Genomic DNA, 21,984 nt, shown 5'->3' on the forward strand with positions numbered 1-21,984 from the left:
AGGGGTTATGTGATAGACAAGTGTGAATAAACAAAAAGACTGCTGTTATCAATCAGCAGTCTTACGATATGTAACGAAACGATTAGTAGAAATAAATGAATTTAGATTAAACTTGAAATTTCAAGTTGTTGTTTTTGTAGAAATTGAATAATTAAAGGGAGGGCTTTTAATGTTTCTTTGGATTCATGTAAGAGAATAATGGATCCAGTTGACTTACTATTCATGATGTAATGAAGTATTTTCTGCGAATCACGTGTATTCCAATCCTCAGGATCATTATTCCACAATACCATCCTCATGTTGTTGTTTGCGACAAGTGAATTGAGATTGTCATTTCGCGAACCATAAGGAGGTCTGAACAGAAGAACAGGGTTGGATGTGATATTCCGAATTAATTGATTGGTTTGTTGTAGTTCGTATTGCTGATCGGTAGCAGATAATTGAGACATATTAGCATGAGTCAAAGAATGATTTCCTATAGAATATCCGTTAGCATCTACGTACTTTACAGCTTCAGGGAATTTACGAACTTGGGTTCCAACGAAAAAAAATGTTCCCCCGACCTTATATGTATTCAGAGTATTAACGATTTCCTTCGTGTAAATGGAAGGACCATCATCAAAGGTTAAGGCGACGGATCCAGAGGGTACATTGAAACTGACCTCCTTGACCAAAGTGACCTTAGATGGTGTTGTAGGTGGTTCGATAACCTCCGAAGGCGTTATTACGTCAGGTAGGATTCTTTCCTCTAATGGAGCAGTGGGAATGGATTCATATTTCTCAGGATTCTCCTCAGATGCTTGTGTAGCTCGCGTTGGTACATTAGGAGATCCTGTGAAGACATTAGCAAATACTTTCTCACTTATATATGAATACTCTGGAATGTAGAGAAAGGATAACAGCGCAATAATAACGGTGGATACGAGTAATCGGGATAATACAGGTTTCAATTTTCTTGAGTTCAAAGAAGGAATTCGATTTGGCTCAACGGGCTCCGGATGACCTACCTCAACAAGGGGGTGAGGTGCATATAAGGATACGAGACTCCATGCATCCAGATTTTGAATTTCCCTCAAGGTTGAGATCTTTGTTGAATAGGACTCAGAACATGGAAACATAATCTTTTCGCTAACGCCACGATCATATTTCGTTAAGTAGCTATAGTGGTGATTATGGGTTGCATTGAAAAAACACTGTAAAGATAGTCTGTATTTGACCCGCTGTGTTACATCGGTAATAGCTATAATATGATCTGCCGTATAAGTATCAAGTTCCCATTGAAGCAGTACAGTTTCTTTGAAGGCAAAATTGACATGAATGGTATAGGTGTTGGTTTCTTTATCCACAGATAGAAGCTCCAGCCATTTCTCAGTGTAAGAGTGGATAGGGTTTCCCTCCTTTCAGAAGTGAGCAAAGATTATCATTCAGTTGGAGGTGCGAATGAAAAAGACATGCGTGTCGTAAAATCTGTGACGGACTGTAATAGCTGAGCTTTTTCTTCCAGAATCTTTTGATGTTGGCTTGAGATGTTTAAGTTCTCTGCTTCTGAATCTCTTAGTTTCTCTTCTAGTTCTTGAGTCTTTTGCATACTATCGTATTGATGTTTGGTAAACTCTTCGCTTAGCTGGACATATTTATTTCTTTCTTTTTCAAGCTGATATTTCAAATTCTCGATTCCGCTATTGGAGGAGCTCTGAAAGTCTTTATAATCCTCAAGGAGTTGATCATAGCTCATTTGTTTACTGGTCAATTTATCCTCAAGATGGCTGAATTCATTCTCCTTCTCAAGAATCAAATGATCCCTCTTACTTAACTCAATCTTAAGACGATTAATACTTTCATTTGCATTGAATAATTGATCTTCGGTATCTTTACTTTTAAATTGGAACAATTGGCGGTCATTTAATAAATTCTCAACCGCAACCACTAAATCGAAAGCTGTTTTATCCTGTTTTAGTAATTCATAGTCGAGTTTCGAAGAATCGTTACTTGTCTCTACAGGTTCGATTTCAACATTCTCTTGCATGATCATATGATTACTTTCTGACTCGGTACGAGCGCTTAGAACATTTTTAAACCATCCCCTGGTTTTAGTAGTGGAATTAGTGTTATCGGCCACAAAATACAACTCCCTTTAAATCGATTCATGATTTAGTTATCCGTATAAAAATGATAACTATAGATGATAATTGAAAAAATCCTACTATATAATATCGGTATTTATGTCGAATAATTTTAGTATTATTTCGACATAAAAAGCCCGTGCCCAGGGTCTTGGTCTTTCGTTATTTTTATAGGTAATTATAACTACAAGACTAGTGCCCTAAGGTTTTACACAAGAAAATAAGATCATCTAACGACGATCAGTAATGTAGGAGCTGATAAGAATATGAATGGGAATTCGACAAAATCTACATTGCAAGGACCTAGTATTCAGATTGATCCTTTGTTTCCCTATTACTTAAATCGTACAGCGGAGAGTATAGCCGATGAAATTAAAAATGCGGGTTATCTTATCGTCCATTATTTTGTTGTGAATGAGTACAATGTGGCAAGCGATTTAATTGATGCTTTTCATAAGCGCGGAATTTCAGTATGGGCTATGGTTATTGGGAACGGTACATTCGATACACGTCATTTACCAATTCATTGGCAAGATTGGCGTATGGGTATGCTGAAAGATCCTAAGGATGGATTCGAGAGATTGTCTCTTTTTGCTCCGGATTATATAGGTTGGAAGAAAGCAGCATTATCTCAACTGGTGCAAGAGAACCCTTTTGATGGAATTGAAATTGCAGAACCTTATTTTCCTGAATGGGATGGTATACGTAGAGGGATATATGGGGATGTAGGGCACTTCGCAAGTGAAGCTTTCCATGATGAGTGTGGTATGGAAATACCAGATTTCACAAATGAGCAAGCGTCTAATTATTATCTGAACACTCTTGAAATATATAGACAATGGATATCATTGCGAGTAAGGGCGGTAAATGAATTTGTTGATGAGATGATCAATGGAGTTGATGGCGTAAGGTCCGTTCGTCCAGATATTCTAGTGGCCACTTGGTCTCTTTCTGTGAACGCACCAAATGCGCTAGAGAAAGTAAAGGAATGGCAAGGGGTTGATGCGGTATCTATGATAGGGCTTGTGAAGCCAGATATTCACTTCCTACAAACGCATTGGCCAGACTGGGTGCAAAGGTTGTTGACACCCGATTATGTTAAGGGTTATGAAGTTTTTACAGCACAGATTAGAGCGGCATACCCTAACCTCCCCTTAGGTATTCAGACGGATATTGGCTCGTTATCAGGAATGGTTCGGAGTAGAGGATGGTTGAACCAATTTCAGAATACCGTGTTTGATTTGGGGTATGACACGTGGAGCGCATATGAATATCATTTGGGAGGTTATATGTCAGCGGAACCGCCGATTCCATTGTATGCCATACGTACAGGAGAAGAGGAGTTGCTGATATCTTTCAATAAAAGAATTGATCCTAAGTCGAATGTGACTATTATCATTCATCCATGGTCTAATGAAGCTACGACGGAGGTAGAAATAGTGACGGATATGAGACTTGAATTCGATGGGAATCGTGTATGGGCACGGAAGAATCATTTGCCTACAGTTTCTTTTGATGTTGAAGTTAGGGGTATGAAAGATACGCCTTCACTATGGTATTTTAAAGGAAATAAAGCAAATGAAGTACCACAAGGGATGAGAATAAGAGTTCAGTATTCTCTTCATAGAAGCTTATAGTGATACCGAAATGATAGTTGGGTTTGACATTGAGTTTTCGAAATGATAGATTCTTTCTACGAAACATAAGGGTTCGACAGAGGAGAATGAGATAATGAGTATTTATTCATTTACAGCTAACAATATTCGTGGGGTCGAGACGAGCCTTGAACAATTCAAGGGGAAAGTAGTGTTAATTGTCAATACGGCAAGTGGATGCGGATTTACTCCACAATACTCAGATATTCAGAAGTTATATGAGAAATATCAGGAACAAGGGTTGGTGGTATTAGGCTTCCCATGTAACCAATTCGCTGAGCAAGAATCCGGTAGTAATGATGAAATACATACCTTCTGTCAATTAAATTATGGCGTTACGTTCCCATTGTTTGAGAAAGTGAATGTACGTGGGGAAGAGAAGACGCCATTATTCTCATATTTAACTGAACAGGCACCATTTGAAGGATTTGTTTTGAATAATTCTTCAGCCAAAATGTTGAATGCCATGTTGAATGATAGACTTCCAGAGTTATTAATAGGTAACGATATTAAATGGAATTTCACCAAATTCTTGATTAATAGAGATGGTGAAGTGGTTAGTCGGTTTGAGGCACCTGTCGATCCATTAGATTTAGAGCCTGCCATTGAAGCTGAATTGAACAAATAAAATATAGAACAAAGAAGTTCCAGATGCTTATATACAGCTTCTGGGATTTTTTTCTGTCAGAATAGAAATAATGAGATTGTTCTTTTGTGTAGATTTTATTGAAGCATGATGACCTTACTACTCTATTAATCGTTTATAATGTAAATAGATAGGCTGGATCTATTGAAGAAGACTTTAATGGAGTGATGACATGCAGACACAAGATCAATACAATCGCAGCCTAAGAGACTTAAGGATTTCAATAACAGATCGTTGTAATTTTCGATGCAGATATTGTATGCCAGAAGAGATATTTGATAGTAAGTATGCTTTTCTACCCAAAGAACAAATGATGAGTGTTGACGAGATTATACGCTTAGCTCAATTATTTACGGCTCTTGGTGTACAGAAAATACGTATTACGGGTGGAGAACCACTACTTCGTAAAGATTTGCCTGAAATTATTGAACGAGTGTCTCAAATTTCACAAATTGAGGATGTTGCCCTTACAACCAATGGTAGTCTTTTGGCTAAACATGCTCAATTATTGAAGAATTCCGGGTTAATGAGAGTGGCAGTAAGTTTGGATGCATTAGATGATCATATTTTTATGCATATGAATGGTGGTCGTTCTCATGTTCAACCTGTTCTAAATGGAATTGAGGCAGCCGCAGAAGCTGGGCTTAAGGTCAAAGTGAACATGGTAGTACAAAAAGGTATGAACGTTGAATCCATTCTACCTATGGTAAGTTACTTCCGAGATCGAGGGCATATTCTGCGCTTGATTGAGTATATGGATGTTGGAAATACAAACGGTTGGAATTGGAATCAAGTGGTGAGTAAGAAAGAGATGTTAGAACGGATTCATTCAGAGTGGCCATTAGAACCGATAGAGCCTAATTATTCTGGAGAAGTTGCTTCACGCTTCCGTTTTATTGATGGAAAAGGAGAGATTGGCATCATCTCATCCGTAAGTGATGCATTCTGTTCTACGTGTACAAGAGCGAGATTGTCCTCTGAGGGGACACTATATACATGCCTATTTGCAACAAAAGGGTATGAATTACTTCCATTACTTCGCTCAGGTGTTTCTGATGAAGAGATTACATCGTATCTCGTTGATATATGGTATAACCGTAATGATCGATATTCTATAGATCGAGGTAAGAATATTAAAGACGGAACTAAGATTGAAATGTCACGTATCGGTGGCTAATTCTAAACAATGATTTGGAATGCGAAAAGGGGTTGGGACGAAGACGGCTATTGTCTTGGTCCCAACCTCTTTAGTAGTCATTACTGAAGCAGTTAATAATTGGTCTAACTACCAGGTTATCTTACTTATATTGTTTTTGGGGTTATTCTCAGATGGGTTAGAAGGGAGAACTAAATAAAATACATCGGTTGTTTCTTCTACCATTTGGAGCTTAATGTGTTCGGGAATGATGACCCCGAGTGCTTCTTTGATAGCTTTTTTAGGATCAGCCAAGAGTTGTGCTTTGAAGCTTGGATCTTCCCATGCTTTATTAATGATTTGCGTTTGAAGGAGAGCCTGATGCGTCAATAGAATCACCCTTTCAAATGGTTATTATTTACTTATTAAGAATAACATGTATTATTATGTGAATCTATCATTACATCGTATTATTCGACAACCAATAATAGAGTCCCCCTTTTTCTTGCAATAATTTATCTTCTTCGATAAGGTTTGCATCTTTAATTAAGTGCTCAACAAGTGTTTCATGAAATGAGGCAAGGTATGGAATGCTCAAAGTTAACTGTTGAATATATGTATGATTTGCACTCGCAATCTCCGCATAACGCTTCATAACTCCTCGGATGAAAATAGCGTTCTTAATGTGGTCTAAGCTGAGATCTCCTTCTCTACCATTCTCTGCTTGAATCATAGATAATAACCCGTTATAACTGCCATCCTCCCAGTCATCCTGCCAATCAATCCAGTCATCGGCCATTTGTAATGTAATGAGGACATGATCGATAAAGTCCGATAATATAGGTATTAGGTCAGACTGACCTGATAGGACTAAAGCACCTGTGCTTGAGAGTTTGAGAGGACTGGCCTTACGGGCCGTCATGATTAAATTAGTTTGAAAGTAATCCTGTTGATGTTCATTGGATACACTGACTGCCCATTCGATGATGTATTGGTTAAAGTGAGCCCAGAATAAAGAATTGGAAGGGAAATATGATCTGTAAATTTCGAGGAACTGCATATGAAGTAAATTGGCAAGTGGTATTTGATCTCGATCTAACGTAGATTTACTATCCATGATGTCATCTTGAATAAAGAAATATAACATAGCAAATACATTGCCTACAGATAATTTGACATAATCCTCTTCTTTTAGCGGAATCAATTCCTTCAACCAGAAAGGTAAGAGGTAGCAAATATAATTCTTTGAGCTTTCTTCTTGGTGGGCATCAAATGCACTTAAGTAGGAGAGTCCTTTATGGTTAAGTGGCGGTGGAAATGTAGCTATTATTCGTTGTGACTCAATAAAGACTTGTGCTATTTCGTTCTCAAAGTCTTTATACCATTGCATGGAATCACACCTTTTTTTGATTATATTAACATATATACCCATATGTAAGCATTCAATAATTTGTAAAATTTTAAAGTATGTGTTTATTTATTTTTGGAGTTAATGACTCTTAGTGCAGGGAAGTAACGAAGTTTGTCGAATTTTAGTTATGAAAGTAAACTTATATTGTAACTCTTTGAGGTGTGTTTATGAATCGAAAGGTTAGAACAATGATTGTCGTACTCTTCGTAATCCTCATGGCTTCCACTAACATTGTATTTGCATCTAATACAATAGAGGAAAGAAATCATTCCACCGAGATTACAAGGTGGCAATTTATGTGGGATCAGAGTCATGGTGAGGTAACAAAGAACATAAGTGGGATTCCTCCTTTAGGTACGTGGACTTGGTGTGACTCCAATCAAATGATAGAGGATACTGATCATCAATCCGACACCGTGTGGCTTAAATTCAGATTACCACCTATAGACAGCACCGATTCAGCTATACTCATCGATAAGATCTATGCGAAAGATATATCCATATTTTTAGACAATGAGAAGATTTATGAGGATAATAGGTCTCATACGTATGATGCGAATAGAATATTACTGCCAGTTAAACCTCAGGATGCAGGTAAAGAATTGGTTATGAGAGTGCATTCGGAGAGAGGCAGAATGGGGATGGCTGAGCAGATAATAGTGGGGAACTATCACACTCTACTTAACATGTTCGTCAAGGATAACTTAATAGATATCATCTTCGGGAGTTCAATCATATTTATTGCTGTAGTCATGTTGATTTGTACATTTTTCTTGAGAAGAGAGCAGATGTCAGATTGGTTATCTCTGGCTATCGTATTACTATCGATTGGAACATTAATCATAACGTACTCGCCCTATTTATATACTCATTATGGAGAATATGGGGAGGTATATACGACATTATTTGATATCGCATTATTAACTTTCTTTCCTGGGTTGACCTATATCTTTGAGACTATGATTGGGAACGGGTATCGTGGGTTTATCAGTAAGTTCCGTAAATTTCAAATGATGTACTCTCTTCTTTGTCTTGCAGTGATGGTTATTAATATACTTCTTAATAACTCACTATATAGTGTCTATTATGTTGTTTCGGTAACGATCTTAGGTATATTGATTATTATCCAGGGGTTTATCCTGTTAGTTCATGCTGCTTATTATGCAATCAAAGGTAATAAAGATGCCATAATTATGGCTACTGGATTTGCCATATTCTCATCGGTAGTTATAGCAGAATTCATATGGTTCTACTCACAACATGGCAATTATGAAATATTTCTATGGAAATGGGGAGTGATAGGGTTCGTAATTGCCTTAATCGTATTACTTGGGAGGAAATTTGCCTTAAATCATCGTCGAGTTGTTGAATATTCTAAGGAACTCGAACGTTTTAATAATGAATTACAACGATCTGAGAAGATGGATATTATCAGTGAGTTAGCAGCTTCAGTAGCTCATGAAGTTAGAAATCCACTACAAGTTACAAGGGGGTTTCTACAATTATTAGAGGAGAAGTCACAAGAGAAAGAAAAGGGATATTTACAACTTGCCCTTGAGGAGTTGGATAGAGCATCGAATATCATTACCGACTTTTTAACATTTGCTAAACCTGGACTAGAACAGATTACATTACTTGATATATCTGAGGAATTCAAGCATGTAGAAGGGATTTTGTTGCCGTTAGCTAATTTTGAAGGTGGGACTGTATATACAAATATCCCCCCTGGTCTGATGATTCATGGTAATTCTTCGAAATTTAAACAAGCACTCATTAATATGATTAAGAATAGTATAGAAGCTTTGGTTCAAGAAGGGCATATTCGCATTTGGGCTTATCAAGAAGAGGGACAGGTTGTCGTTCATATCCGTGATAACGGAGAGGGAATGGATCCTGAAGAGATTAGGAGATTAGGGGAACCTTACTATTCAAAGAAGACTAAAGGTACAGGACTCGGACTCATGGTGACTTTCCGCATCATTGAAGCAATGGAAGGGAACGTGATATTTAATAGCGAAAAGGGCGTCGGAACGGAGGCCATCATTCGTTTTCCTGCTGCGTATCATGATGAATGAAGAGTCCTAATTGATGTAATTTTGTAAAGGGGGATTAGCAACATTGGTTGATCAAGAGACATCGGAACAGCTACAGGAGGAACTTCGTAACATTGTAAAGTGGGAGAAGACACAGAAGAAGGTATTTATATGGGAGAAAATTGGACGGATTCCATTTATACTTTTAGATAAAATAACACCAAAAGCGATACGTGAAAAGTTAGGATTAGTGATCAATGAGATCGGAAGTTTTATTCAGACGGGTGGGCAGTATTTGGTACACCACAAAACGATGATGAAACGTTTGGAAAAAGCATCACAGACTAGCACTAATCATACCGCAGAGGGGACTCTGACGCTTCAAGATGTGGGTAATTTACCATTGGCTTTGTTGGATCATGTTGCAGATGACTTGATATCCGGACGTGTTAAATTTGCAGCTGCTCAAGGAGCGACAACAGGTGTTGGTGGGGTGTTTACCATCGCTGCGGATATTCCCCTTGTTCTGGGTCTTTCGCTCAAAGTATTGCAAGAGCTAGCGTTGTGTTATGGTTTTGATCCTACGGACAAGCATGAACGGATATTTATTGTTAAGTGCCTTCAGTTCTCTTCTGCGGATGTCGTAGGGAAAAAGGCGATTCTTGAGGAATTAGCGCAATTTGATGATGTAGAACGCGAGGGACAAGTATTCTCTCAATTAAAAGGATGGCAAGAAGTTGTTACGACTTACATGGATAGCTTCGGGTGGAAGAAATTGTTCCAACTTGTACCGATTGCTGGTATTGTCTTCGGATCTATAAGTAATAAGGCAACGATTGAAGATGTATCTGAGGCAGGTAAAATGTTGTATAAGAAACGAAGAATTCTAAGGAAGATCGAGGACCTGAAACAAATATAAAAAAATATTGGGGGGGATGGCCCAATAATCATTGATGAAATGGTTAGGGACATCCCCCCGTTTATTTACTATTATCTGTTGTCTATTGTTTCGGGATACATATCGTGATTCATCAGGCGATGATGTGCCATTTCTTCATACTTTGTGTCTGGACGTCCATAATTACAGTATGGGTCGATGGAGATTCCTCCGCGTGGAGTGAATTTACCCCAGACTTCAATGTATTTGGGATCCATCAGTTTAATGAGATCATTCATAATAACGTTCATGCAATCTTCGTGGAAATCTCCATGATTACGGAAGCTGAATAAGTATAACTTTAGTGATTTACTCTCTACCATACGAATATCTGGCATGTAACTAATATAGATTGTGGCAAAATCAGGTTGGCCAGTGATAGGACAAAGACTTGTGAATTCAGGGCAGTTAAATTTGACGAAATAATCGCGGTAAGCATGTTTGTTATCAAAACTTTCAAGAATGGATGGATCGTATTCCACAAGGTATTTCGTTCCTTGGTTTCCTAGTAGCGTAAGGTCTTCCATTTCAGTAGGTTGTCTTCCAGGCATGATGATACTCCTTTTTTTGGTTCGATTTATTATATTGCTATTCCGTATTAAACGCCCCGTTTATTACCCCATACTAAAGTATGAAGCTGAGGCAATACCCGAATATTATTTAAAGTAGAGGATTCCATGACCTTATCTATGAGCCATTCATAGCGCTGTAATAAAGTCATTGTGAGTTGTGTTGAATCCATCGTGTGGACATCCGAGTTCCCCACCTGTAGATATAGTAGAGTATCAGGATAACGAAGATGGATTGTAACGGCATAGTCTAGATCGGCTTCATCAAAAATAACCACTTTCAAGCTATGGGAATACTTCGCAGGGCGTTGCTTCAATTTATCTACGATGATGTCTAACATCTTCCACTCCGTTTCCATACCCGAACTAGGTGGTTTAGGAGATAGGGTCACTTCGTCGACGGCTATAAGCCAATCTTGCCATCTAGATCCTTGGGTCTCAACTGCGACGGTGATGTTCCGATCATGTAACAATTGTATTAATTCACCGAGTTGTGGAAGTAAAGCTGGGTTTCCTCCAGATAGCGTTACGTGTGAGAATCGATCTTCACCTACTTGATATAGTTCATGACAGATTTGTTCAGGACTCAGGAGCTTAATAAGATCTTTCCCACTACCATCCCAAGTGAAGCTTGAATCACACCAAGAGCAATGATAGTCACAGCCAGCGGTACGAACGAACATTGTCTTCCTCCCAATGACCATTCCCTCACCTTGGACAGTAGGTCCAAATATTTCAAGAACCGGGAGGGGACGACCAAGCTTAAGATCATCAGGCTTACGTTTATCATAACTCTGACTACTCACTTAACATCCACTCCCGTCTAGCTTCAGCGTAGCTGGTAGGAGTCTCATATAGTCTTACAAACTCTGTTCGGATATCATTCGAGCATGGAATATCCTCATGTTTGAGGTGAATAGAACCTTGAAGTGCTTGCTCCATTTGTTCAAATAGCCAGGCAACCATATTCTCTGCCGTTGTGTTCATCTTAGGTAAGGTCTCGTTAAGATAACGGTGATCGAGATAAGGTTCGATAAGATCTTTCCAAATGTCCTTTATTTCACCGAAATCAACGGTGATTCCAATGTCATTCGGTACACCACTGATTCCAAAGACCGCTTTGTACGTATGGCCATGAAGATTCTTGCATTTACCTTCATAGGCATGTAAATGGTGAGCTGCGTCGAAGGTGAATTCTTTACAGACGAGTACCCTTTTGTTGTGATACTTTAGCTCGTCACGTTGAATATCTTCTCCAAAGCGTTGAAGATTATCGATGATTCGGAATTCGCCAGGTGTATGATTCATGCTTAAGCACCACCTTGGATAGAGGTAGCTAAATACTGATCAAGACCAGCTTTTCTAAGCTTACATGCTGGGCATTCTCCACATCCATCTCCGATGATCCCGTTATAACACGTAAGTGTGCGTTCTTGGATATAGTTGAATGCGCCTAATTCGTCAGACATGTGCCATGTTTCTGCCTTGTTAAGCCACATGAGGGGGGTATGAATTACAAAATCATAATCCATAGATAAATTGAGTGTGACATTGAGTGATTTAATGAATATATCTCGGCAATCAGGGTATCCACTGAAATCCGTTTCACATACGCCTGTAATTAAATGCCTAGCACCTGCTTGTTTGGCAACAATGGCCGCAAAACTCATGAATAAAAGGTTACGTCCATCTACAGTGGTATTAGGGAGTTGCCCCTCATCGTGAGTAATGTCAACATCATGACGGGTAAGTGCGTTTGGGGCAAGCTGATTCAAAAGACTCATATCGAGGATCGTCTGCTTCACACCGAGATCAGATGCTATGCTAGCAGCACATTCAATCTCTAATTTATGACGCTGACCGTAGTCGAAGGTGATTGTCTCAACCTCACTGAAATTTTTTAAAGCCCAAAATAAACAGGTCGTGCTGTCTTGACCGCCGCTAAATACGACGACCGCTTTGTCGTTAGTCATTACAAAAAAACCTCTCATTCTTCTTTAGATTCACAGAAGAAAAAGAGATTCATGAACTTGATTCCAACACAAAAACAAGCCTTATTTCTATCATAACAAAATAAGGTGAATAGTTTTTTATAGAGGGAGTTCGCGAACCTCTTCCATGCAACGCATGGATTATCTTCAATTGTCCCAGTCGGATAACGTGGAACCGCACTATTATAACATAAATAATCACATTTCAATAATGTGGTTTAATGATGTCGAATATAACGATGTCATCGGTTACTCATTTAATAAAAATGTTACCAAAAGGAATGATCTCTCTGAGCACTCGTTTTATAAATCCATCATTCTCCATGTCCTTCTCTAATTGTCGATTCTGGCGGCCTGCTTGATAAAGTACGGTACCTTTTCCCGTCATTTTCCAATGATAGTTCATGCGCTGGCTGGCTAAGGTATTTCCATACACGGTCAACTCTAGAGTAGCATTCTCAGGATAGGCAATAAGACTTCCAGCATCGATATACACGGGCTCTGTAGGATGAAGTTCAGTTTGACATACCGGTCCTTGTGTAAGGATACCTATTTGCCCTGTACCTGAGAACTTTACTTTAATGACATCGTGAGTCACGATTATATTCTTCATACTTAATAGTCGTGTCTGCATCGAGATTCCATCGCTGAAATAGAATAGACTTCTTAAATCGTAAAGCAGATCACTACCGTCATTAATGTCTATTGATTTCATAGCAAACCCAGGAGGCAGAGCAGCAACGAATTGAGAAGGACCAGACATATCGGATTGAATCATCTTCCTCTTACGATACATCCGTTTCATATTCATGAATCGATCGTTCCGTCCATTAGAAGGCCCGCGATAGGCAACAATCTGTTCAGGATGGAGTATATGGACGAGATCGCCTTTCATGAGAGAGAAGGTGACTGCTTGTCCAATAGGGGCATTATTGTCGTTATTGATTTGTATATTCATGTAAAGAACCTCCAAGTACAGACGTGATATGGACCTACCACTTATTTGAGCGTCTCATTACGAATCGGATGGTTCGTGTAAGTACAAAATAACCCAGCGCTAGCGCTATCGCCCAAATGACGACACTCTTTATTTGATGTGCTCGATTTTGACGAGAGGTCTCTGCTTCTTTTAAAAATTGAACGGTCTCTGTAAGTTGACGATTCTGTTCCATGAGCTGAATGTTTTGCTCTGCATAGGCTTGAACACTTTCTTTCGCTTCATTTAGCTCAGAACGAGACTGTTCGTAACTGCTCTTTAACTCCTTTATATCAGATGGAAGTTCAGAGAATTGCTCTAATCCGTTATAGAAATCTGTGAAGTAATTCGCATGTGCTTTAGTAGATTGAAAGAAACAGATACAAATAATCAAGATCATTAAGCTAGTCATACAGGATTTAAGTAAGAAAGATGGTATCACCATTTGGTCACCCCCGGGAATGTGATTTGATATTATATAACCAAAGAGATGGCTTGTGAAATTTGTAATTATCGTTTCGATTAGACATGTTTCGGGTAATTATATCTATACAATACTTAAAGGAGCACGAAAAGGATGCAAAATAAAGAAAAAAATTATAAAAAAATGTTGGTTACTGTTAACGGAGAGCCCGTTGGTAACGGTCTTCTTATCGATAAGGTTACCTATGCACCTATATTAAATGGATCTTATTCGGAAAGAGAAACTCATAATATCACTGAGAAAACGGATAACTAAGGTGGATCAGGATGACTGATATGATAATTAGAAATGAATAATCAAGTCTCGTTGGATGAGAGGCTTGATTATTTTGTGTATAAATATTTCTAGTAATTACATTATTCGACATCAATTCAAAAGTGAGTTCAGTATACTACATATGATTAGTAACAATTACATAACGAAAGAAGTCAGAATAATAAATTTGATGTAGGAAAGGAGCGAAATACGATGGGATTTTGCAGTGATTGTGGTCAATCTTTAACAGAAGGTAATGTACATGAATGTGCGTTTGTGGGTGCATCTTCGTCAACTGAGGGAGCTACGTTTAAAAAAGTCGATTTTCAGGTTATTCTAGGAATACTACGAGATCCAATGAATTGTGTCCAACTTAACAGCTCAAATGGCGGGTTTATCTATGGTCTTATCGGAATAGGAATAAGCGTGTTAGGGTTCTTCTTGTTTGCATTGTCTCTTGATAGAATCATATCAAATTCCTTTGGTGAGTTCGGATTTGGAAGCGCACTAATGGCTCAAGCTTCTCTTGGAGCTCGATCTTTATGGATAGGATTGTTATCTATTCTAGCCCTTATGGCCTCTTATTGGTTTGTAGCTCAATTTGTAACTAAAAAGAAGTTGGATGTGAAAGATTTTACGGCTAAAATAGGTTCATTCCACCTTATATTTGGTGTTGTATTCATGTTATCTGCCATCATAGCATTCATTTCAATGCAACTTGCCTTCATCATTTTAGTTATTGCTATCCTACTAGCACTAGTCTGTACCAATACATTAGTGCTTCAACTATATCATGCTAATGCTAGTCAACAAATGAAGATATCTGCAGGTGCAGTAGGGATTTACACGATTGCTTTAATAATTATTATGAAAATTGTAAGTTAATCTTTTTGTAATATAGGGTGTGGATATCAAAGTATTTCCTCGACTCATACCATTTGTTACAAGGGGTTCCACTTTCTTATCTAAGGGACGCACTTCATTATGAGGTTGCATTCCTTATTTTACTTTATTCGAATACCTTGTAATTAGTTGTTAAATTGGGTTGTTAACAGAAAGATTCGTTAAAAAAATCCAATTACTTAACGAGAACATACGTTCCCTGACAATATGATGTCATCCTACTATTGGTATATTAGTAAGAGCAGGAGGTGGTGGAGTGTATACAGCAGATATTAAAGCTACATATACATGGAATCATTCATACATATATGCTACCGGAGCCGATAGCGTATATCTACTAATTGAGTGGAATGCTTCAGAACTAAACTTAAGCAGTACGAAATCACTTTCTAAACTTTATGCTCGGGATGTTGAATTAATGATATGGCTCGAGCCAGGTACCAAAGTAGTTCGTACATACGGATGTAAAGGGAAAATAGAATCACAACAATCGTCTTTAATAGTTCCACTAGGGCATTTATATACTGATATGAAGCAGTGTGTAGTTATTGAATGTTCTTTCAAGTCTCATGAAGCTTGTAAACGCCCAGTGATATCTACGCAATGGAGATACAAGGGTTCTAATAGTGAACGGATGAGAGAACAAGCTGTTGAGGAGATTTATATGAATTACACATACAATTTGGGACTCATTCGAAGAGCAGGTAATTTTAAAGTTGAGAAGCAGGTAAAACTGTTTAAAACGTCTACGATAATGAAAGAAGCGATTGAAATATTTAAATTAGGGGATGTAGAACATGCTGAATTTATATTAAGAAGGAAAGGGGATGAGTTGTTATTGTCTGCTGTTCAATCAGGCGATCTAAGTTTGATGGAAGAGGCAGAAAAGATGTACCGTGTCATTGATCTATATGGAGATATATAACTGTTATTTCTCTTATTTTGGATTTAATGATTTTTTTGTTACTAACTGACAAATAGGTTAGGAAAATAGTTGCATGATTAAATGAGTAAAAGAAGGATATTCCCGGTCGATAGTCGAAAGGACTACTTATAGAGTATTTTATATGAGTCCAAATAACTACATCCAAGGGGAATTTATGACAGATAGATTAATTCGGTTAATGCGTATCATTACTCTTGTACAAGTCATGCCTGGAATTCTTGCTCGAGAGCTTGCTGAACGATGTGGAACAACTGAACGTACCATCTATCGGGATATGGATGTATTAAGCGCGATGCATATTCCTATCTTTCACCAAGGATATGGTAAGGGGTATAAGTTCATTGGTGATTTCTCATTGTATCCGTTAGACTGGACGGTGAAGGAGATGCATGCTTTTGCCTCACTATCTAATATTATGGAACAGATCAAGCCGCTCCTTCCCCAAGAATTTGAAAGCGCTTATGAAAAAGTTATGGCTGTAAGTTATAAAAACAATTTAGATTTCTAATAATTATTTAACAATGAGTGAGAATAAGAGGCTAAATTGTAACTATGACAATTTAGCCTCTTATATTTGTGTCGTATAAGATATGATCCATCATGTGTGAAGGTGAAGGTACCGTTTTTTTATGATAGAATGAGAAAGACATTTTCATGAAAATGAACTTCGAGAGTGCTTTATATCTAAAGGAGGACAACCGGTGAGCGACTACGTGCCGGATCGAACGCAGCAAGAATCACCTAAACATAAAGATAGTTTTAATCTGCGTATCAATCTGTTTTTTTTCAGTACATTCCTTATATTTTGTGTTATTATCGTACGTTTGGCTATACTGCAGTTTGTAGAGGGCCCTATGCTAAAAGGGGAAGAAACGAGTAGAGATGTTAAGAACGTACCTATTTCCCCAGCAAGAGGTATTATATATGATGACAAGGGTGTAAAGTTGGCGTATTCTACATCGACACAGTCCATGTATATTACTTTGAAGAGTAATTATAGTGAACTTGAAGGTGGTAAGAAGCGAGATAACTATCCTGAAGTGGAGAAGTTGGCTGAGGATTTAGCAGCGGCTTTTAAACAATATGGTGATCCTAAAGGTGAAATTTTAACCAAAGAAGATATCTTGAAAGCGTTGGACTTGAACTATAGATTGTATTCTGGGTATATACCGAGAAGAATTAAGATGGATCTTACGCAAAATGAGATAGCTTACTTTATGGAACATAAGTCGGAATATCAAGGGATTACGATTGTTGAGGAAAATAAGAGACAATATGATCCTGACACCGTGGCTGTTCAAACCATTGGTTATATTAAAGATTTCAAAAGGTCTAAAACATTAAATAAATATCAGACAATTACGGATGAAATGAAGAATGGTACTCAAAAAGATCCAGGTCTAATGTATAGTGAATCCGAGTTTGTTGGGTTTGATGGATTAGAATTGATGTACCAAGATGAACTACGTGGAAAGAACGGATACATGGAAATACCGGTTGACCCTCGTAATATGCCTGAAGGTGTGGATAATATCATCCCTCCCGAAAAAGGACATGATGTGTGGTCAACGATTAACAAAGATGTTCAAATGAAGACAGAGCAAGCGATTATGGACCAGTTAGATTGGTTACATAAGAATCCTGTGTCTGGCAAACTCCATCGGGATGCTACTACGGGCTTTGCGGTTGCGATGGAAGTGAAGACGGGGAAGATCGTAGCTATGGCTAGTATGCCAGATTATGATACCAATGTTTGGGGATCGGGAGCCGTATCTTCAGATAATTGGAAAAATATTGAGTATACTTACCAGAATGGAACCATTCGTTCTTTTAATTCGGGTAAAAAAGGATATCATCCAGAGTCTGTTGTTCTTCTAGGATCAACGATTAAACCGCTTAGTGTTCTCATTGGACTAAAGGAAGGCTTCTTCTCAAGAAACTATACTTACTATGACAAGGGTGCGGCATTTTTTGGTAAGGAAGGGCATCAGGCTCGAATTCAGAATTCGGGAGGACATGTCTATGGTGCTTTGAATCCTGCTACAGCGATTGAACATTCATCCAATGCATTTATGGTGGATAAAGTAGGGATTCCCCTAAATAGTAAATATGGAGCTGAAGCCATTGGTATATGGGATGGTTATATGAAAGATTTCGGTCTCGGTGTTGTTACGGGAAGTGGTATACCTGGAGAGCAGAAAGGATTACCTGAGTATAATAATGACAATGAAAGTGTGCAGTCTAGGATGGCGTATGCATCATTCGGACAGCAGGGGAAATATACAACACTTCAACTTGCACAATATACAGCTACACTTGCAAGTGAAGGCAAACGAATGAAGCCTCAGATTGTGAGTAAGATTACTGATAAGGCAGGTAATGTGGTTCAACAGTTCCAACCAGAAGTGTTGAATGTCGTCAATTTCGACAAATCCTATTGGAATGTGATTAAGAAGGGTATGAATAGTGCGGTATCTTCATTTGGAGACTTCCCGTATGATTTTGCTCGAAAGACAGGAACTTCAACTCAGCAGGTAGGTAGGGAGTTGGTCGATAACGGTGTATTTATTGCTTATGCCCCTCGGGAAAATCCTGTATTGGCTGTAGCTGTTATGATTCCTGAAGGTGGCTTTGGGTCCCAAAGTGCGGCTCCGATTGCACGTAAGATTTTTGACGCTTATGATGAAGTGTATGGGCTGGATGGAATACCTAAGGGCAATAAGGATACTACAGATGAAGGAAGTACGGAGTAAATCTTTGCTCAAAGTACAAAGTGTGTTGTTGAGAATGTACTGGAAAGGAAGCTACAGTGAATATGAAATATAAGTGTTTAGCGTTAGATATGGATGGTACGCTTCTAAATGATGAGCATCAGATTTCATCAGAAACGATGAAATGGATTAAGAACGCAACCGATAGAGGGGTGCATGTATGCCTTTCTACAGGTCGTTCTTTTGAAAGCGCATTGCCATTCGGCGAACAATTAGGGCTTTCTACACCTATGGTCACGGTGAATGGGAGTGAAGTTTGGAAGGCACCCCATCAACTTCATCGTCGTTCTTTATTTGATGTACAGCGGATCAAAGAGCTATATGAAATTGCTGTATCTTTTGATACTTGGTTCTGGGCTTATTCAGTTCAGGATGTTTATAATAAAGAAAATTGGATTAATGAGCCGTTAGAAGACAAAGAATGGTTGAAATTTGGTTACCATACGGAGGATGACGATATCCGGCATCAGATTTTGATGAAGCTACAGGATATGGGCGGACTTGAAATTACAAACTCCTCTCCATTTAATCTGGAGATTAATCCGCAAGGGTGTAACAAGGCAACTGGTATTGCTGAGGTATGTAAGTTGCTTCATATTGAGATGTCGGAGGTTATTGCAGTAGGAGACAGCTTGAATGATATTGCAGCTATTCAGCAGTGTGGACTTGGTGTTGCAATGGGAAATGCGCAACAGCAAGTACAAGATGTCGCTGATATTGTCGTAGCAAGCAACAATGATGATGGGATTGTGGAAGTAATTAAGAAGTACATTTTTGAGTTATAGGTTAAGAAGTAACGCTTCAAAAACTAAGCATATGCTTTCGAAGTAAGTTTTTTCGATGCTTAATCAAGGAGAATCGCTAAAAAAACTTTAAGTATATGCTTTCGAAGTAAGTTTTTGACGTAGTAGTAACATGAAGGAACGCTTCAAAAACTTTTAAGGAGTTGACTAAATGGTCGTACTTGGATGGATTCTAATTATTGCTTTATTTGCAGTGGGACTTGCTGGGGCTGTATATCCCATACTTCCAGGTGCACTTGCGATTTATTTGGCCTTCTTTGTATATGGTTGGTTCTTTAGTTTTGACTCGTTTGGAGTTATGTTCTGGATTATCCAGACACTAATCGTGGTTGTACTGATTGTAGCAGATTACGTCGTGGGAGCTTGGGGCACTAAGAAGTTCGGTGGTTCTCGTAAGTCTGTCATATATAGCACTATAGGTGTTATTATTGGACCCTTCGTAATTCCAGCCTTTGGTCTAATCATTGGTCCATTCCTTGGCGCTGTCATCGGTGAATTGCTATCTGGTTCTTCAGTAAATAAATCATTAAAAGTTGGTTTTGGATCGCTAGTGGGATTGTTCAGCAGTATGGTTATGAAGATCATTCTGCAGATTGCTATGGTTGTGATTTTCTTTATATGGATCATCATCTATTAAATGTATGTTACGTAATGGTGGAAATGAGCGCTGTCTTTTCGTGAGAAAGAAGGGAAAAGGTTTTGGTAAAGAAAGAATCGTTTGTCAAAGGCACACTTATTCTAGCAGCAGCAGCATTGATTGCACGTGTGTTGGGTTTGGCTCAACGGGTACCTTTGGAGCATATGTTGGGTGATGTAGGGAATGCATCGTTTACGATTTCCAATAATATCTATCTGATGCTATTAACAGTAGCAACCGCGGGTATTCCAAGTACATTGAGTAAGATGGTCTCCGAACGTTATGCGTTGGAGAAACCTCATGAGGCACAAAGGATATATCATGCTGCTTTAATCTTCTCGGCAGTCATAGGTGTCATTATGACGGTATTACTTTACGTATGGGCGCCGTATTATGCTAGGAGTACGAAGACACCAGAAGCAGCGTTTGCTATCCGTACTTTGGCACCTGCACTATTGTTGTTCCCTACCATTGCAATGATGCGTGGTTATTTCCAAGGCCGTAACAATATGATGGCAGGTGGTATCTCGCAAATTGTGGAACAAATAGCGAGAGTTGGTACGGCAATCGTTCTGGCTTACGTATTACTCCGTACGGGCTTTGATGATAGTACAATCGCAGCAGGAGCATCGTTTGGCGGCGTACTCGGTAGTATTGGTGCATTCGGGGTTATGTTGTATTTCACGCTTAAAATGCGTAAGCAAGATCGTGCGAACTATCTTCAAGAGGGACAAGGTTCTCCACTCCCGATGCTACAAATTTATAAAGATATCTTCACGTTGTCTATCCCGATTGTATTAACTTCATTGGCTGTCCCAGCAGTGAACTTCATTGACTCTACCATAATAAAAGGGTTGTTAATTGGGCAATCGGGGGATGCCTATGCAACACAAGTTCTAGGTATTATGGGAAGTAGAGCACAGCCTGTAGCGGGTATTCCTCCTATTCTAGCTATCGCGCTCAGTACATCACTTATTCCAATTATATCTGCAGCTTTTGCTAGACGTGATCAGGTATATCTGAAGCAGCAAATCACATTAGCTATGAGGATTGCCATTCTAACAGGTATGCCAATGGTTATAGCGCTTTGCACGGCTTCTTATTCTGTAAATGGTTTGTTGTTCAGTAGCTTAGATGGTAGCGGAATAATCATGTTTCTTACACTAGGAACGATCTTTCAAATAACGATGATGACATCAAATTCAATTTTGCTTGGTCTGGGCAAGGCAAAGGTATCGATGGTTCACGTCATGGTTGGGATTCTAGTAAAACTTGCTGCAAGTTACATATTAGCTCCATTCTTTGGAGTCTACGGTATTATTGCAGCCACTGGACTTTGTTTCTTGGTCATTACACTGCTCAATGTTAGACTGCTTAAGGTTATCGTACCATTCTCTATCCTGGGAACACGTTGGATTAGCTTCCTAATCACGGTAATCGTGTCTGGTGGCGTGGGGTATGGTCTGAACCAAGCAGGTATCCAACTTGTACATGTTATGCCAGCAAGATTGGCTTATTTGATCACTTGTTTCATCGTAGGAGTTGTCGTTGTCATTATTTACTTGGTCATGCTAATTGTATTAGGTGTGCTGCGCGAACAGGAACTTGCCAGCTATCCAAGAATGCTACAGAAAGTATTTAAGCCACTCATGAGTCTACAACCAAAGCGCTTGCGTAACTATGAAAAAGGTTAGTTTTTATCGTTGGAG

General features: G+C 38.7%; 23 protein-coding genes and 1 riboswitch. Of the genes, 13 read left to right on the forward strand and 10 right to left on the reverse strand.

All coding sequences use genetic code 11. The features are described from left to right. Positions 1 to 101: 101 nt before the first annotated feature. A complete protein-coding gene (locus BW961_RS07710) occupies positions 102 to 1,346 on the reverse strand; it encodes a polysaccharide deacetylase family protein (protein WP_068583031.1) in 1,245 nt (414 codons plus the stop codon). A gap of 74 nt (positions 1,347 to 1,420) precedes the next feature. Beyond that, complete coding sequence (locus tag BW961_RS07715) at positions 1,421 to 2,119, reverse strand: hypothetical protein (RefSeq protein WP_068583034.1); 699 nt, start codon at positions 2,117 to 2,119, stop codon at positions 1,421 to 1,423. 270 nt (positions 2,120 to 2,389) lie between these two features. On the opposite strand from BW961_RS07715, the gene BW961_RS07720 reads away from it, so the two are divergent. The 3 genes from BW961_RS07720 to moaA all read left to right on the forward strand — a co-directional run bounded on the left by BW961_RS07720 (position 2,390) and on the right by moaA (position 5,601). Next, positions 2,390 to 3,760 carry an N-acyl-D-glucosamine 2-epimerase gene (locus BW961_RS07720; protein ID WP_068583036.1) on the forward strand — a complete coding sequence of 457 codons (1,371 nt, stop codon included), beginning with the start codon at positions 2,390 to 2,392 and terminating at the stop codon, positions 3,758 to 3,760. Between the two features lie 94 nt (positions 3,761 to 3,854). Further along, positions 3,855 to 4,406, forward strand: a complete 552-nt coding sequence (locus tag BW961_RS07725) for a glutathione peroxidase (protein WP_068583040.1) — start codon at positions 3,855 to 3,857, stop codon at positions 4,404 to 4,406. A 190-nt stretch (positions 4,407 to 4,596) separates the two neighbouring features. Next, the gene (moaA, locus tag BW961_RS07730; RefSeq protein WP_068583042.1) at positions 4,597 to 5,601 is read left to right on the forward strand and encodes a GTP 3',8-cyclase MoaA; all 1,005 of its coding nucleotides are present in this window, start codon (positions 4,597 to 4,599) and stop codon (positions 5,599 to 5,601) included. Between the two features lie 108 nt (positions 5,602 to 5,709). Here the strand turns inward: moaA and BW961_RS07735 are convergent, their stop codons facing one another. Both BW961_RS07735 and BW961_RS07740 read right to left on the reverse strand, forming a co-directional pair. Continuing rightward, positions 5,710 to 5,949 carry an NHLP leader peptide family RiPP precursor gene (locus BW961_RS07735; RefSeq protein ID WP_068583044.1) on the reverse strand — a complete coding sequence of 80 codons (240 nt, stop codon included), beginning with the start codon at positions 5,947 to 5,949 and terminating at the stop codon, positions 5,710 to 5,712. Positions 5,950 to 6,019: 70 nt separating this feature from the next. Continuing rightward, complete coding sequence (locus BW961_RS07740; protein WP_068583047.1) at positions 6,020 to 6,949, reverse strand: hypothetical protein; 930 nt, start codon at positions 6,947 to 6,949, stop codon at positions 6,020 to 6,022. Positions 6,950 to 7,137: 188 nt separating this feature from the next. Between BW961_RS07740 and BW961_RS07745 the strand changes: the two genes are divergently transcribed. Together BW961_RS07745 and BW961_RS07750 are read left to right on the forward strand one after the other, a co-directional pair. Further along, the gene (locus BW961_RS07745; protein WP_068583049.1) at positions 7,138 to 9,045 is read left to right on the forward strand and encodes a sensor histidine kinase; all 1,908 of its coding nucleotides are present in this window, start codon (positions 7,138 to 7,140) and stop codon (positions 9,043 to 9,045) included. Between the two features lie 43 nt (positions 9,046 to 9,088). Beyond that, a complete protein-coding gene (locus BW961_RS07750; protein ID WP_068583052.1) occupies positions 9,089 to 9,922 on the forward strand; it encodes an EcsC family protein in 834 nt (277 codons plus the stop codon). Between the two features lie 71 nt (positions 9,923 to 9,993). On the opposite strand, the gene queF is transcribed toward BW961_RS07750, so the two are convergent. The 6 genes from queF to BW961_RS07780 form a co-directional block, all read right to left on the reverse strand. Further along, the gene (gene queF, locus BW961_RS07755) at positions 9,994 to 10,491 is read right to left on the reverse strand and encodes a preQ(1) synthase (protein ID WP_068583056.1); all 498 of its coding nucleotides are present in this window, start codon (positions 10,489 to 10,491) and stop codon (positions 9,994 to 9,996) included. A gap of 47 nt (positions 10,492 to 10,538) precedes the next feature. Beyond that, positions 10,539 to 11,315 carry a 7-carboxy-7-deazaguanine synthase QueE gene (queE, locus tag BW961_RS07760; RefSeq protein WP_068583058.1) on the reverse strand — a complete coding sequence of 259 codons (777 nt, stop codon included), beginning with the start codon at positions 11,313 to 11,315 and terminating at the stop codon, positions 10,539 to 10,541. After that, positions 11,308 to 11,817, reverse strand: a complete 510-nt coding sequence (gene queD, locus BW961_RS07765) for a 6-carboxytetrahydropterin synthase QueD (protein ID WP_068583061.1) — start codon at positions 11,815 to 11,817, stop codon at positions 11,308 to 11,310. Before queD ends, queE begins: the two co-directional genes overlap by 8 nt. Positions 11,818 to 11,819: 2 nt before the next feature. Beyond that, positions 11,820 to 12,482 carry a 7-cyano-7-deazaguanine synthase QueC gene (gene queC, locus BW961_RS07770; RefSeq protein ID WP_068583063.1) on the reverse strand — a complete coding sequence of 221 codons (663 nt, stop codon included), beginning with the start codon at positions 12,480 to 12,482 and terminating at the stop codon, positions 11,820 to 11,822. Positions 12,483 to 12,585: 103 nt separating this feature from the next. Further along, positions 12,586 to 12,629, reverse strand: a riboswitch (PreQ1 riboswitch). 124 nt (positions 12,630 to 12,753) lie between these two features. After that, complete coding sequence (locus tag BW961_RS07775) at positions 12,754 to 13,458, reverse strand: AIM24 family protein (RefSeq protein ID WP_068583066.1); 705 nt, start codon at positions 13,456 to 13,458, stop codon at positions 12,754 to 12,756. Positions 13,459 to 13,492: 34 nt separating this feature from the next. Continuing rightward, positions 13,493 to 13,921, reverse strand: a complete 429-nt coding sequence (locus BW961_RS07780; RefSeq protein WP_068583069.1) for a hypothetical protein — start codon at positions 13,919 to 13,921, stop codon at positions 13,493 to 13,495. A 132-nt stretch (positions 13,922 to 14,053) separates the two neighbouring features. On the opposite strand from BW961_RS07780, the gene BW961_RS30370 reads away from it, so the two are divergent. From BW961_RS30370 to BW961_RS07815, 8 genes are all read left to right on the forward strand, one after another. Further along, positions 14,054 to 14,215 (forward strand): hypothetical protein, encoded by a 162-nt coding sequence (locus BW961_RS30370; protein ID WP_169810266.1) that lies wholly within the window; start codon positions 14,054 to 14,056, stop codon positions 14,213 to 14,215. Between the two features lie 213 nt (positions 14,216 to 14,428). Then, entirely contained in the window at positions 14,429 to 15,100 is a 672-nt protein-coding gene (locus BW961_RS07785) for a hypothetical protein (RefSeq protein WP_068583073.1), read from the forward strand. 274 nt (positions 15,101 to 15,374) lie between these two features. Continuing rightward, positions 15,375 to 16,043, forward strand: a complete 669-nt coding sequence (locus tag BW961_RS07790; protein ID WP_068583076.1) for a hypothetical protein — start codon at positions 15,375 to 15,377, stop codon at positions 16,041 to 16,043. Between the two features lie 175 nt (positions 16,044 to 16,218). Next, entirely contained in the window at positions 16,219 to 16,572 is a 354-nt protein-coding gene (locus tag BW961_RS07795) for a helix-turn-helix transcriptional regulator (RefSeq protein ID WP_068583079.1), read from the forward strand. Positions 16,573 to 16,765: 193 nt separating this feature from the next. After that, the gene (locus tag BW961_RS07800; RefSeq protein WP_068583082.1) at positions 16,766 to 18,817 is read left to right on the forward strand and encodes a peptidoglycan D,D-transpeptidase FtsI family protein; all 2,052 of its coding nucleotides are present in this window, start codon (positions 16,766 to 16,768) and stop codon (positions 18,815 to 18,817) included. 62 nt (positions 18,818 to 18,879) lie between these two features. After that, complete coding sequence (locus tag BW961_RS07805; protein WP_068583085.1) at positions 18,880 to 19,620, forward strand: Cof-type HAD-IIB family hydrolase; 741 nt, start codon at positions 18,880 to 18,882, stop codon at positions 19,618 to 19,620. A gap of 169 nt (positions 19,621 to 19,789) precedes the next feature. Continuing rightward, positions 19,790 to 20,275, forward strand: a complete 486-nt coding sequence (locus BW961_RS07810; protein WP_068583088.1) for a DUF456 domain-containing protein — start codon at positions 19,790 to 19,792, stop codon at positions 20,273 to 20,275. Positions 20,276 to 20,337: 62 nt separating this feature from the next. After that, positions 20,338 to 21,969, forward strand: a complete 1,632-nt coding sequence (locus BW961_RS07815) for a putative polysaccharide biosynthesis protein (RefSeq protein ID WP_068583091.1) — start codon at positions 20,338 to 20,340, stop codon at positions 21,967 to 21,969. Positions 21,970 to 21,984 lie beyond the last annotated feature (15 nt).

Source organism: Paenibacillus macquariensis, from assembly GCF_900156375.1.
In the GTDB taxonomy this organism is placed as follows: domain Bacteria; phylum Bacillota; class Bacilli; order Paenibacillales; family Paenibacillaceae; genus Paenibacillus_AQ; species Paenibacillus_AQ macquariensis.

Bases quoted from the DNA above. Each gene is read 5' to 3' on its own strand.
- BW961_RS07720 (WP_068583036.1), top strand. From the start codon at position 2,390: ATGAATGGGAATTCGACAAAATCTACATTGCAAGGACCTAGTATTCAG.
- BW961_RS07725 (WP_068583040.1), top strand. From the start codon at position 3,855: ATGAGTATTTATTCATTTACAGCTAACAATATTCGTGGGGTCGAGACG.
- moaA (WP_068583042.1), top strand. From the start codon at position 4,597: ATGCAGACACAAGATCAATACAATCGCAGCCTAAGAGACTTAAGGATT.
- BW961_RS07740 (WP_068583047.1), bottom strand. From the start codon at position 6,949: ATGCAATGGTATAAAGACTTTGAGAACGAAATAGCACAAGTCTTTATT.
- BW961_RS07745 (WP_068583049.1), top strand. From the start codon at position 7,138: ATGAATCGAAAGGTTAGAACAATGATTGTCGTACTCTTCGTAATCCTC.
- queF (WP_068583056.1), bottom strand. From the start codon at position 10,491: ATGCCTGGAAGACAACCTACTGAAATGGAAGACCTTACGCTACTAGGA.
- queD (WP_068583061.1), bottom strand. From the start codon at position 11,817: ATGAATCATACACCTGGCGAATTCCGAATCATCGATAATCTTCAACGC.
- queC (WP_068583063.1), bottom strand. From the start codon at position 12,482: ATGACTAACGACAAAGCGGTCGTCGTATTTAGCGGCGGTCAAGACAGC.
- BW961_RS07775 (WP_068583066.1), bottom strand. From the start codon at position 13,458: ATGAATATACAAATCAATAACGACAATAATGCCCCTATTGGACAAGCA.
- BW961_RS07780 (WP_068583069.1), bottom strand. From the start codon at position 13,921: ATGGTGATACCATCTTTCTTACTTAAATCCTGTATGACTAGCTTAATG.
- BW961_RS30370 (WP_169810266.1), top strand. From the start codon at position 14,054: ATGCAAAATAAAGAAAAAAATTATAAAAAAATGTTGGTTACTGTTAAC.
- BW961_RS07785 (WP_068583073.1), top strand. From the start codon at position 14,429: ATGGGATTTTGCAGTGATTGTGGTCAATCTTTAACAGAAGGTAATGTA.
- BW961_RS07795 (WP_068583079.1), top strand. From the start codon at position 16,219: ATGACAGATAGATTAATTCGGTTAATGCGTATCATTACTCTTGTACAA.
- BW961_RS07805 (WP_068583085.1), top strand. From the start codon at position 18,880: ATGAAATATAAGTGTTTAGCGTTAGATATGGATGGTACGCTTCTAAAT.
- BW961_RS07810 (WP_068583088.1), top strand. From the start codon at position 19,790: ATGGTCGTACTTGGATGGATTCTAATTATTGCTTTATTTGCAGTGGGA.